We start from the raw sequence: 12,898 nt of genomic DNA, 5'->3' as shown, positions 1-12,898 counted from the left end.
TCACGCGAACGGAGCCCCGTCGATGCCGATCATCGAATCGAAACTGAATCCGCGCTCGGAAGACTTCCGCGCGAATGCCGCCGCGCTCGAGGCGGTCGTCGCCGACCTGCGCGCGAAGATCGAACAGCTCGCGCAGGGTGGCGGCCAGGCCGCGCGCGACAAGCACCTGTCGCGCGGCAAGCTGCTGCCGCGCGACCGCATCGCGCAACTGCTCGATCCCGGTGCGCCGTTCCTCGAGTTCTCGCAGCTCGCGGCGAACGGCATGTACAACGACGACGCGCCGGGCGCGGGTGTCATCACCGGGATCGGCCGGATTGCCGGCCGCGAATGCGTGATCGTGTGCAACGACGCGACGGTCAAGGGCGGCACCTACTACCCGGTCACCGTGAAGAAGCACGTGCGCGCGCAGGAAATCGCCGCGGAAAACCGGCTGCCGTGCGTGTACCTCGTCGATTCGGGCGGCGCGAACCTGCCGAACCAGGACGACGTGTTTCCCGATCGCGACCACTTCGGCCGCATCTTCTTCAACCAGGCGACGATGTCGGCGGCGGGGATCGCGCAGATCGCCGTCGTGATGGGCTCGTGCACGGCGGGCGGCGCGTACGTGCCCGCGATGAGCGACGAGTCGATCATCGTGAAGGAGCAGGGCACGATTTTCCTCGGCGGGCCGCCGCTCGTGAAGGCCGCGACCGGCGAGGAAGTGAGCGCCGAGGATCTCGGCGGCGGCGACGTGCATACGCGCCTGTCGGGCGTGGCCGACCATCTCGCGCAGAACGACGCGCATGCGCTGTCGATCGCGCGCAACATCGTCAGTCACCTCGCGCCGAAGATCGCGTCGCCGGTCGCGCTGCGCGAGCCGAAGCCGCCGCGCTACGACGCGAAGAGCCTGTACGGCGTGATTCCGGTCGATACGCGCAAGCCGTTCGACGTGCGCGAGGTGATCGCGCGCATCGTCGACGATTCCGAGTTCGACGAATTCAAGGCGCGCTACGGCACGACGCTCGTCACGGGCTTCGCGCACATCTGGGGCCACCCGGTCGGGATCGTCGCGAACAACGGCATCCTGTTCTCCGAATCGGCCGTGAAGGGCGCGCATTTCATCGAGCTGTGCTGCCAGCGCAAGATTCCGCTCGTGTTCCTGCAGAACATCACGGGCTTCATGGTCGGGCGCAAGTACGAGAACGAAGGCATCGCGCGGCACGGCGCGAAGATGGTGACGGCCGTGTCGAACGCGAAGGTGCCGAAGTTCACGGTGATCATCGGCGGCTCGTTCGGCGCCGGCAACTACGGGATGTGCGGTCGCGCATTCGGCCCGCGCTTCCTGTGGATGTGGCCGAACGCGCGTATTTCGGTGATGGGCGGCGAGCAGGCTGCGTCGGTGCTCGCGACGGTGCGTCGCGACGGCATCGAGGCGAAGGGCGGTTCGTGGTCGGCCGAGGAAGAGGATGCGTTCAAGCAGCCGATCCGCGACCAGTACGAGCGCCAGGGCCATCCGTATTACGCGAGCGCACGGTTGTGGGACGACGGCGTGATCGACCCCGCGCAGACGCGCGACGTGCTGGGCCTCGGCCTCGCCGCGTCGATGAACGCGCCGATCGAAGACACACGCTTCGGCGTGTTCCGCATGTAACGGCCGGGAGGGCTGAACGATGCGATACGAAACGATCAAGGTAAGCGAAGCCGGCCGCGTGGCGACTGTCACGCTCGCGCGTCCCGACGTGCGCAACGCGTTCAACGAGACGACGATCGCCGAGCTGACGACCGCGTTCGAATGGCTCGACGCGCACGAAGGCGTGCGCGCGATCGTGCTTGCCGCGGAAGGCGCGGCGTTCTGCGCGGGCGCGGATCTGAACTGGATGAAGAAGATGGCCGGTTACTCGGACGACGAGAACCGTGCCGATGCACGCAAGCTCGCGCGGATGCTCGAGGCGATCCATCGCTGCGGCAAGCCGGTGATCGCGCGCGTGCACGGCGACGCGTATGCGGGCGGCGTGGGGCTCGTCGCGGCGGCCGACATCGCGATCGCCGCCGACGGCGTGAAGTTCTGCCTGTCGGAAGCGCGGCTCGGGCTGATCCCCGCGACGATCGCGCCGTACGTGGTGCGCGCGATGGGCGAGCGCGCGGCGCGCCGCTACTTCACGACGGCCGAGGTGTTCGACAGCGCGCGTGCGGCGTCGCTCGGCTTCATTCACGACGCGGTGCCGGCCGATGCGCTCGACGAAACCGTCGCGAAGCTGGCCGCGACGCTCGTCGCGAACGGCCCCGACGCGGTGAAGGCGTGCAAGCGGCTCGTCGCCGACGTCGCTGGCCGGCCGCTCGACGCGACGCTGATCGAGCAGACCGCCGACTGGATCGCGCGCACCCGCGCCGGCGCGGAAGCGCGCGAAGGGATTGCGTCCTTCCTCGAAAAGCGCACGCCGTCGTGGCGTGAATGATCGCGCAGCGCGCGTGACCCCCTCTTTCCGGACGACACCGAAGCCATGTTCGACAAGATTCTGATCGCCAACCGCGGCGAAATCGCGTGCCGCGTCGCCGCGACGTGCAAACGTCTCGGGATCGCGAGCGTTGCCGTCTATTCCGACGCGGACGCGAACGCGAAACACGTGGCCGCATGCGACGAAGCCGTGCACATCGGCGGCTCGGCCGCCGCGGACAGCTACCTGCGCATCGAGCGCATCATCGAAGCCGCGCGCGCCACCGGCGCGCAGGCGATCCACCCCGGCTACGGCTTTCTGTCGGAGAACGAAGATTTCGCGCATGCGTGCGAAGCGGCCGGCATCGTCTTCATCGGGCCGCCGGTCGACGCGATCGCGGCGATGGGGTCGAAGGCCGCCGCGAAGGCGCTGATGCACGCGGCGGCCGTGCCGCTCGTGCCCGGCTATCACGGTGACGACCAGGACGCGTCCAACCTGCATCGTGAAGCCGACGCGATCGGCTATCCGGTGCTGCTGAAGGCGAGCGCGGGCGGCGGCGGCAAGGGGATGCGCGTGGTCGAGCGCTCCGACGATTTCCCGGCGGCGCTCGCATCGTGCCAGCGTGAAGCCGCGAGCAGTTTCGGCAACGATCGCGTGCTGATCGAGAAATACCTGACACGCCCGCGCCACGTCGAGGTGCAGGTGTTCGGCGACACGCACGGCAATACCGTGTACCTGTTCGACCGCGACTGTTCGGTGCAGCGCCGTCACCAGAAGGTGCTCGAGGAAGCACCGGCGCCCGGTTTGCACGACGACGTGCGCCAGGCGATGGGTGAGGCGGCCGTCGCGGCGGCGCGCGCGGTCGGCTATGTCGGCGCGGGCACCGTCGAATTCATCATGACGGGCGAAGCGTTCTACTTCATGGAAATGAACACGCGCCTGCAGGTCGAGCACCCGGTGACCGAGATGGTCACGGGGCTCGATCTCGTCGAATGGCAACTGCGCGTCGCATCGGGCGAACCGCTGCCGCTGAAGCAGGACGAACTGCGCGTGCAGGGGCATGCACTCGAGGCGCGCCTGTATGCGGAGAACCCGGCGCGCGGCTTCCTGCCGTCGACGGGCACGCTGAAGCACCTGCGGCTGCCGGCCGGCGTCGAGTTCGCGATCGGCGCATCGGCGCGCGTCGACAGCGGCGTGCGCGAAGGCGATGCGATCACGCCGTTCTACGATCCGATGATCGCGAAGCTGATCGTCCATGGCGCGGATCGTGCGGAAGCGCTGAGCCTGATGCTGCGCGCATTGCGTGCCTGTGAAGTGGTCGGCCTGCACACGAACGCCGCGTTCCTGCAGCGGATCGTTGCGTGCGCACCGTTCGCGACGGCCGATCTCGACACGGGCCTGATCGAGCGCAACCACGACGCGCTGTTCGCGCCGCAGGAGCCGCCGCGCGCGATGCTTGCGCTCGCATGCGCGGCGCTGCTCGCGCGCGAACGCGGCGCGACCGCACCGGGTTCGTCGCCGTGGGGCGCGCTGCCGGACTGGCGGCTGAACGGCCGCTATCGCCGCACGCTCGAATGGCACGCGGCCGAACGCGAAGCGGACGTGACGGTCACGTACGAGGACGACGGCGCGGGTACGCGCCTCGCGATTGGCGACGCCGCCGCGCAGCCGTTCGCGTGGACGCGTGGCGCCACGCCGCTCGATTTCGACGTGACGCTCGGCGGTGTGCGCAGCAGCGGCCGCGTGTATGCGGACGGCGACCACTTCCACGTGTTCACGCAGGGCACGGCGGAGACGTTCGAATGGCGCAACCTGCTCGCGCATGCAGGTGACGCGGAGCAGGGCGGTGGCCGCCTGACCGCGCCGATGCCCGGCAAGGTGATCGCGGTGCTGGTCGAGCCCGGCCAGAAGGTCGAAGCCGGCACGCCGCTGATCGTGATGGAAGCGATGAAAATGGAGCACACGATCGGCGCGCCGAGCGCGGGCGTGGTCGCGGAAGTGTTGTTCGGCGTCGGCGACCAGGTGTCGGATGGCGCGCAGTTGCTGATGATGGCGGAAGGCTAAGCAGCGCTTTCGTCGTACACGGGCCGGCGGCTGCCGGCCCGCGCAAACCGCGTCGCGATCCATCGCAGGCACGCGGTTGCGACAGCACCGCCTTGACCCCATCGACAAGCGGCAGCAGCACGAAGCTTTCGATTGAATTACGCACTCGCTGGCTTGGATGACATGCCATGCCGCACATTCCGCACCATGCGTGTTTCTGCCCGCGTGCACACCGATTTTCTCCCGCCACACGACACCATCGTGTAACACGTCGAAATTAGCATCTCGCCGTCGATATGACCGGTGCGCACCCGCGCCTGTGTCACGTCATCACATCCACGGAGAGACGTTATGCGAAACTCGGCCCTACGGCCCTTCGCGGTCGCTGGTCTGATCGCGCTGACCGCACTCCTCGGCGCCTGCAACGACGACGTGACCGCACCCGCCGCACCCGTCGCGCAGCAGAAGGCCGCCTGCGGCGGCGGCGTGGTCGCCACCGCGCAGATGCACTGCCCGCCCGGTTTCACCGCACCTGCCTCCTCGCCCGCTTCCTGATCCCGGCCGTTTCCACCAGAAATCCAATCAAGAGCAACCAGCATGGCCACCCATTCGCGACGCGACTTTCTGAAGTTCTCCGCCGGCCTCGCCGGTGCGACCGCCGCCACCGCACTGCTGCCGGAATCGATCCGCAAGGCGCTGGCGATCGAGCCGAACACCGTGACGGGCACGATCCAGGATGTGCAGCACATCGTCGTGTTCATGCAGGAGAACCGCTCGTTCGACCACTACCTCGGCCACCTGAGCGGCGTGCGCGGCTACAACGACCGCTTCCCGGTCACGCTGCCGAACGGCAAGCCGGTGTGGTTCCAGCCGCGCCAGGAAGACACGTCGAGCGTGATCGCGCCGTTCCGCTACGACACGACCAACCCGGGCGTCAACGCGCAATGTATTGGCGGCCTGCCGCATACGTGGGCGACGACGCACGGCGCGATCGACAACGGCCGCGCGGACCAGTGGGCGGTGCAGAAGTCGAACATGACGATGGGCTACCACGTCCGCGACGACATCCCGTTCCATTACGCGCTCGCGGATGCGTTCACCGTGTGCGACAACTACTTCTGCTCGATTCCGGGCAACACGCACCCGAACCGCATGTACCTGATGACGGGCATGGTCGACCCGCTCGGCACGGGCGGCGGCCCGCTGCTCGACAACACCGACTACATCGACAACCAGTTCGACAAGATCAAGCTGCCGCCTTTCAACTGGACGACCTACCCGGAACGGCTCGAAAAGGCCGGCATCTCGTGGCAGATCTATCAGCAGGGCACCGGGTTCGACAACTTCACCGGCAACTACGGCACGAACATGCTCGCGTGCTTCAACAACTTCGTGAACGCGCCGGCCGGTTCGTCGCTGCAGACGCGCGGGATGAGCACGCGCCCGATCACGCAACTGAAGGCCGACGTGCAGGCGAACGCGTTGCCACAGGTGTCGTGGCTGCTGCCGCCGGCCGCGTATTCCGAGCATCCGAAGTTCACGCCGCTCTACGGCGCGTACTACCTGTCGACGATTCTCGATGCGCTGACGTCGAATCCGGAGGTATGGAGCAAGACCGTCCTGCTCATCATGTACGACGAGAACGACGGCTTCTTCGATCACGTCGTGCCGCCGTCGGCGCCGACGTTGCCGGGCTCCGGCATGAGCACCGTGGATGTGTCGCTCGAGCGGCACAACGTCGTGACCTCGACCCAGACCGGCACGTACACGGCCGACAACCTGCCGTACGGCCTCGGGCCGCGCGTGCCGATGTTCGTGGTCTCGCCGTGGTCGAAGGGCGGCTTCGTCTGCTCGCAGGTGTTCGATCACACGTCGGTGCTGCAATTCATCGAGAAGCGCTTCGGCGTGATGGAAACGAACATCTCGCCGTGGCGCCGCGCGATCTGCGGCGACCTGACGTCGGCGCTCGACTTCTCGAAATCGGATGCGACGCTGCCGACCCTGCCGAGCACGCAGGCGTATGTCGCGCAGGCGGATCTGCAATGCTCGCGGGCGTCGTCGCAGACTGCGCCGGCCAGCACCGCGCAGCAGGTCGTGACCGCGCAGGAACCCGGCACGCGGCCGGCGCGCGCGCTGCCATACGAACTGCACGTGACCGGCCAGCTTCAGGCGCAGGGCTACGCGCTGACGTTCGCGAATACCGGCACGCAAGGCGCGCACTTCTGGGTCTATACGGGGGACGCGACCGCGATGCCGCGCCGCTATACGGTCGAAGCGGGCAAGCAGCTGACCGATACGTGGGCGCTCGACGCGAACGGCAACTACCTGGTGAGCGTGTGGGGGCCGAACGGTTATTTCCGGCGCTTCGCGGGTTCGGCCGCGGCCGATGCCGGCGCGAAGCCTGAAATCACGCCCTGCTACGACACGGCCAACGGCGACGTGTACGTGACGATCGCCAACGCGGGTACCGGCACGCTCACGGTCACGGCCACCGATGTCGCGTACGGCGGCGCACCGCGCACGCTGACGGTGCCGGCCGGGCAGCGCGTCGAGGCGCACTGGGATCTGTCGTGCAGCAGCCACTGGTACGACCTGCAGTTCACGGTGGCGGGGAATGCCGGGTGGACGCGCCGGATCGCGGGGCACGTCGAAACCGGCAAGCCCAGCCTCACCGACCCGGCCGCCGTCGCGCCGACGATTACGGCGATCTGACCGTAGCCCGTGCGTGCCTTCGCGGGGCCGCGTCCGGCTTCCGGCACCGCGAATGTGCCGTCAATCGTGAAAAAGGCGCCGTGAGGCGCCTTTTTCATTCGTCGTGCAAGCAGGATGCGTCGAGGTCGGATCGCATCACGCGCGTGAAATCAGATCGGGCGAAATACCGCAAATTGGTCGCCATCGAGTTTTTCCATGTACCGGGTGTCATGGAGCGTCAGGTTGACCGGCTGGCGCATTTTTGCATTCCGCGTGCTGACCATCCCTGACAGTATGCGGCCGGCGCTCCGCTAGAATGCCGGCTTGCCGCCGGCGAGCGCCGCTTGACGCGGGCGGCGCATCGCGCGCTACACTGCGTCCATTCCATCCCCATCCAATCTTCCATCCTGCCGACGATGACGTCCCCTGCCCTGAACGGCCTGCGCATCGGTATCACGATCGGACTGCGTGCCCCCGACGAAAGCCTGTGGATCAACGGCATCAAGCAGAACGCGTTGTTTCTCGCGAAGCTGCTGATGGCGTCGCCGCACGGCTACCGCGTCACGCTGGTCAACACCACCGATGTGCCGCTCACGGACGCGCTGCCGTGGGATCGCAACGTATTCGACACGCGCGCGTTCGACGACATGAAGGATTCGCTCGACGTGGTGATCGAGCTGGGCGGCCAGGTCAACGGCGAGCAGACGGCCTACCTGAAGGCGCGCGGCGCGAAGCTCGTCAGCTACTGCTGCGGTGTCGAGTACATCAACGTGATGGAGTCGATGTTGTTCGGCCGCCGGCTGTGGGATTCGCTGTTCATCAACCGCGGCTACGACGAGGTGTGGGCGATTCCGCAGATCGCGCCCTCGTCGCTGCCGTTCCTGCAGTCGCTGCGCCGCTGCCCGGGGCGCGTCGTGCCGTTCGTGTGGGATCCGATGTTCCTGAGTGCGCGCGCCGCGCCGCTGCCCGAGCACGGTGAATACCGGCCGCGCAGCGAGCCCGGCAAGCGGCTGACGGTGATGGAGCCGAACCACGACGTGGTGAAGTTCTGCGTGTATCCAATGCTGATCATCGACGAAGCGTATCGCCGCGATCCCGACGCGATCTGCTTCACGCACGTGACGAATGCCGACCGCCTCGCACACGACAGCCCCGAGTTCGTGATGCTGATGAACTACCTCGACATCGTGCGCGCGGGCAAGGCGAGCTTCGTCGGGCGCTTCGATACGCCGCTGTTCCTGGCCGACCTGACCGATATCGTCGTGTCGCACCAATGGTCGAACCCGCTCAACTATTTCTATTTCGACGTGTGCTGGCAGGGCTATCCGCTCGTGCACAACGCGAGCCTCGCGCCCGATCTCGGCTACTACTATCCGGACAACGACGTGCAGCAGGGCGCCGATGCGCTGCTGCGCGCGCTGCATACGCACGATGACGACTGGGAAGCGTACACGCGGCGCCAGCGCGAGATCCTCGGCCGCTATACGTCGGCCAATCCCGCACTCGTCGCCGAATACGACGCGCTGCTCGCGAACCTGGTCGGCGCATCGGCCGCGTAAGGCACGATTTTTCGCGCGACGCACACACCGTCGCGCCGAATCCCGCCATCGGGATTGTCCCGCCCTCATGTCTGACGAATGGATGCCGTTAAAAAAGAAACCGCCGAACCCGATCGGTTCGACGGTTTTTGAAGGCACGAATTTGACGGCTCCGAGGGAAGTCCGTCAAAAATCATTTTATAGGTTAACAAGTATTTAAGATTGTTAAAAATGGTCCGATCGATAATCGTCATATGAATTAAATTGGTATTATTGATTCAATGTGGCTGGATTCCAGGTTGGAAATTCAATAATTCGTTTGAAACAATAAAATTGAATGCTGCGACGATCGAATGACGTGCGGCGGCCGATTTTCGACCCTGGAAAAACCGGGTGGCCGGCCACCTAGGCGCGCTTGGCAGCGGGCGAAGACACAAGACTTTCCGGGCCGGTATTTATCTGATTAATTGATAATTTCCTGATTTCCGAGATCCGTAAATTGCGAGGAAATCGAGTCGGATCGGGTTGTTTAGGTGCGACGAATAAACAGTATCTGGGTCGGGGGTTCCGTAATTTGCGTTAATGTGACCTGTCGCACATTCGGTATCGTGCACACATGGTGTATTTCCAGTAACTGAATATCGTTGAAAAATATCGAATTTGACGGCGCGCCGAAGCGAAAAGTACGCCCCCGGAAAAGATCGACATAACAGGATAGGCCGGGTAGGCGGCGGAGCGCGTCATGGTCGGCTTGCTCCGCATGTTTCTTGAGGTCGAGCCGCGATCGGCGGCTCGCCATTTGCCGGAGCGCCGGATGAATGCGGTCGAAGCTCGCCAGGAGGCGAATCGGGAAGCGAATCGTGACGAAATCGATCTCGTGTTCGGCACCCCCGACGATCATCCCGACCTTGCGTCGGTACGCAGTTTCGTGGAAAGCCGGCTCGGGTTCGCACAAGAGCCCGTGTGCCGGGCCGACCTGTCGGGTGGTGTGCTGTACCAGGAATGCCTGGCGCGATTGCGGTGGGGTGAGCGCGATGCGCTGCCGCCGGTCGCGTTCCTGCCGCGCCTCGAGGCGCTCGGGCTGATGCGGTGGTTCGACCGGCTCGTGGTCGGCCGGACGATCGACGCGCTGCGTGCCGATCCGGCTGCCGTCTACGGCTGCAACGTGGCGGCGGCGAGCGCGGTGGTCGACGACGCGTGGCTGGCCATCTTCAGGCGGCTCGAGCGCGAGCCGTCGGTCGCGGCGCGCCTGGTGGTCGAGATCACGGAGACGGGGCCGCTGAATCCCGTCGCGGGGCGATCGTTCGTGAACCGCTTCCAGCAGGCCGGGTGCCGCATCGCGATCGACGATTTCGGTGTCGGCTTCAGCGCATTGAACAACCTGGTGGTCGGCAATCCCGACATCGTGAAGCTCGACCGGTCGATCCTGTCGATGATCAAGCGCAACGCGATCGGGCGTTACCAGTTCCGCCGGCTGATCGCGTTCGCGCATGAAGGTGCGCGACACGTCGTCGTCGAAGGCGTGGAGAGCGAGGGCGACCGGCAGATCATCGTGGATGCCGGCGTCGCCTGGGCGCAGGGCATCCGTTTTTCGTGGCGGTCGCCGGCCGCCGCGTGACGACGCGGGAACGGGCGAGGTGGCGTGCATGATGCGCGCCGATGTCGGGCGTGATCGGCGCGTGGCCGGGACGAATCGCAAAGGGGCTGAGCATGGCAGGGACGAAGGCCGGAGGCGGAACGGGCACGCAGGCGGCCGGTGTGCGCGACCTCGTCGCGATCACCGAGCTGGCCGACATGCTGTGGCAACTGGGCGCCGAATCGACCGATGTGACGATCGACGTCGCGCCCTATCTCGACGGCCTGACAGCCATTGCGCGCCGCATTCAGCGAATGAAGCCGCTCGACGCCAGCGGCCGCGAGCTGGCGGCGCGGCACTATTACGCGGCTGTCATCGCGGGTGCGTGCGGCGACGATTCGGCCATCGCGCGCGGCGTATCCGACGGCCTCGTCAAGCAATCCGGCGGCGCCAGCCGGCCGGTGGCGCATTGCTTCGCGGTGCTCGCGCGGATGGGGCGGCGGCACGGCCGCACGTTCGCCGCGCAGAGCGGCGATCGGGTGCTAGTCTAGCGCCCGTTCACGCCAGTCCCGGGCCCTGGCGCAGCGCGAGACGCGCGCCCCGCGTCGACATCGTCCGCACGCCGCGGCCGCGATCCGCATCCCGTCGATCAATCCTTCCCGAATCCGCCGAGCACGAGCGCCATCGCGCGGTCGACCGCGTCGTCCCATTGGCCGACGCGCGCGGCGCGCACGATCCGGATGCCCGGATAGAGCGCGGTGCGCGAGCCGGTTTCCCAGCGCGCGTCGGCTTTCGGGCTGAGCAGCAGCACGGCCGGCACGCCGAGCGCGCCGGCGAGGTGGATGTGCGCGGTGCAGGTGGTCACCACGGCATCCAGCGCCAGCATCAGCCCCGCCAGGTCGCTGAAGTCGCCGATCGCGTGATGCGGAAACGTCACCGGCAGGTCCGATTGCTCGGACTGCGCGGACAGGTCGCGGTTGATGCAGTACGCGGCGTGGCCATGCATCCGCGTCAGCGGCGCGAAGTCGCGCAGGCTGGCCGCGCGATGGAAGCGCGCGTCGCTTTCGTCGCGACCGCGCCAGTTGAGCCCCATGCGGCGCGTGCCGGCGGGATGGCCGTCGCGCGACACGCGCTCGCGCCACGCGGCCGCGCGCTCGGGCGGGCACGACAGGTAGGCGGCCGCCGAGCCTGCGGGCGCCGGCGCGTAGCCGAACTGCGCGGCGAGCATCAGGAACGAACACCAGTAGTCGTGCGCGAGCGGCGACGTGTCGACCCATGCGCCATGTGCGCCGACGAATTCGATGTGCGGGAACGTGTGACGCAGCAGGCCCGTCAGCGCGTCCGGCACGACAACGGTCACGCTCGTGCAGCCGAGTGCGCCGAGCGCAGGCAGGTAGCGCGCGTACTGGAGCTGGTCGCCGACGCCGCCGTAGCTGAGCACGAGCAGCCGTTTGCCGTGCAGCGGCTGGCCCTGGTAGAGCCGCTCCGTCGGCAGCCCGAACTGGGCGGCCGTCAGCACGTTTTCGCTGGCGATGGTGGCGCGGGCGGCCTCGTCGCGCCGGCCGGCGCGCAGCAGCAGCGCCGAGCGCGCGAGTTCGATGCGCCCACGCGTCGCGTCGGGCAGGGCGGCAGGATCGCCGAAGCGTTCGAGCGCTTCGAGCCCGGCTTCGGGTGCGCCGGCGAAGCCGTAGCACGACGCGAGCTGCAGCGCGATCGCATCGTCGTCGAGCCCGCGGCCGCGCGCACGCTGCCAGCGCTCGATTGCATGGCCCCATTCGCCGCGTGACTCGTGGTCGAGTGCGAGATTCCAGTTCGTTTCCGGCGCCTCGGCGTCGGCGGCTGCCGCTGTCGCTGCCGGGAGCGCCGCATCGTCTTCCGCCTTCGACGTGACGGCGAGCGGTTCGCCCGAGATGATCAGCTTCTGCCGGTCCCAGCGCGGGTTCGGCACACACAGCATGTTCAGGCCGTCGATCCGGTAGAACGTGTAGTCGAGGCCGGCGAAGGTGGCGATGATCGGCGCCTCGCCGACTTTCCAGTATTCGATCCAGCACCACGGCAGGTGCGTCTCGATCAGCCGGCGCGCGCCGCGCAGCGCGTCGATCTCCATCCCTTCGATGTCGAGCTTCAGGAAATCCAGCCGAGGCAGCCCGAGCGAGTCGAGCCGCACGACGGGTGTCGGCGTGCCGCCGTCGGCTTGCCCGTCGACGAGCGAAATCTGGCCGAAGTCGGCCTCCTGTCCGTAGTCGACGTCGGGCACCTTCATCGTCCCGTTGACGCCGGCGAGCCCCATGTTCAGCAGATGGACGTTGTCGAGCTGGTTGAGCGCGACGGTGCCGCCGAGCGCATGGAACAGCGTGCGCTGCGGCTCGAACGCATACACGCGGCCGCCGCGCGCCCGCAGCCGGTGCGCGATCGGCACGCACACGAGCCCCGCATTTGCGCCGCCGTCCACCGCGATCGCATCGTCCGGCAACTGGTCGATCACGTGCAGGATCGTGTCGAGCTCGTCCTGGATGTGCGGCCGGCCGGTCTTGATCAGCGCTTCGGCCTGAAACGCGCAGTGCCGGTTGATGACGAACGGGCCGTGGATCGAATCGATCACGACGAAATTGCGGACGGTCTGATTCATGGGCGGG

General features: G+C 67.0%; 9 protein-coding genes. 8 read left to right on the top strand and 1 reads right to left on the bottom strand.

Annotated features, from left to right (window positions below; all coding sequences use genetic code 11):
* Nucleotides 1-22: 22 nt before the first annotated feature.
* The 8 genes from CFB50_RS30975 (at nt 23) to CFB50_RS30940 (ending at nt 10,813) form a co-directional block, all read left to right on the top strand.
* Nucleotides 23-1,630: a carboxyl transferase domain-containing protein gene (locus CFB50_RS30975; RefSeq protein ID WP_089448307.1), complete on the top strand. Its 1,608-nt coding sequence runs from the start codon at nt 23-25 to the stop codon at nt 1,628-1,630.
* Nucleotides 1,631-1,649: 19 nt separating this feature from the next.
* Nucleotides 1,650-2,435 (top strand): enoyl-CoA hydratase/isomerase family protein, encoded by a 786-nt coding sequence (locus CFB50_RS30970; RefSeq protein ID WP_034190576.1) that lies wholly within the window; start codon nt 1,650-1,652, stop codon nt 2,433-2,435.
* 45 nt (nt 2,436-2,480) lie between these two features.
* The gene (locus tag CFB50_RS30965; RefSeq protein ID WP_089448306.1) at nt 2,481-4,478 is read left to right on the top strand and encodes an acetyl/propionyl/methylcrotonyl-CoA carboxylase subunit alpha; all 1,998 of its coding nucleotides are present in this window, start codon (nt 2,481-2,483) and stop codon (nt 4,476-4,478) included.
* Nucleotides 4,479-4,808: 330 nt separating this feature from the next.
* Nucleotides 4,809-5,012 carry a hypothetical protein gene (locus CFB50_RS30960; protein ID WP_039339629.1) on the top strand — a complete coding sequence of 68 codons (204 nt, stop codon included), beginning with the start codon at nt 4,809-4,811 and terminating at the stop codon, nt 5,010-5,012.
* A gap of 42 nt (nt 5,013-5,054) precedes the next feature.
* Nucleotides 5,055-7,169 carry a phosphocholine-specific phospholipase C gene (locus CFB50_RS30955; protein WP_089448305.1) on the top strand — a complete coding sequence of 705 codons (2,115 nt, stop codon included), beginning with the start codon at nt 5,055-5,057 and terminating at the stop codon, nt 7,167-7,169.
* A gap of 395 nt (nt 7,170-7,564) precedes the next feature.
* Complete coding sequence (locus CFB50_RS30950) at nt 7,565-8,707, top strand: DUF2827 domain-containing protein (RefSeq protein WP_069252464.1); 1,143 nt, start codon at nt 7,565-7,567, stop codon at nt 8,705-8,707.
* 793 nt (nt 8,708-9,500) lie between these two features.
* Nucleotides 9,501-10,304 carry an EAL domain-containing protein gene (locus CFB50_RS30945; protein ID WP_069252463.1) on the top strand — a complete coding sequence of 268 codons (804 nt, stop codon included), beginning with the start codon at nt 9,501-9,503 and terminating at the stop codon, nt 10,302-10,304.
* A gap of 92 nt (nt 10,305-10,396) precedes the next feature.
* Complete coding sequence (locus tag CFB50_RS30940; RefSeq protein WP_089448464.1) at nt 10,397-10,813, top strand: hypothetical protein; 417 nt, start codon at nt 10,397-10,399, stop codon at nt 10,811-10,813.
* Between the two features lie 98 nt (nt 10,814-10,911).
* Here CFB50_RS30940 and CFB50_RS30935 read toward each other — a convergent pair whose 3' ends face one another.
* Nucleotides 10,912-12,891 carry an FkbM family methyltransferase gene (locus CFB50_RS30935; RefSeq protein WP_089448304.1) on the bottom strand — a complete coding sequence of 660 codons (1,980 nt, stop codon included), beginning with the start codon at nt 12,889-12,891 and terminating at the stop codon, nt 10,912-10,914.
* Between the last annotated feature and the right edge of the window lie 7 nt (nt 12,892-12,898).

It is taken from the genome of Burkholderia sp. AU33423 (genome assembly GCF_002223135.1).
GTDB classification, from domain to species: Bacteria; Pseudomonadota; Gammaproteobacteria; order Burkholderiales; family Burkholderiaceae; genus Burkholderia; species Burkholderia lata_D.
Note: the sequence above shows the minus strand (reverse complement) of the source record. Positions and strands in the feature narration are given on the sequence as shown.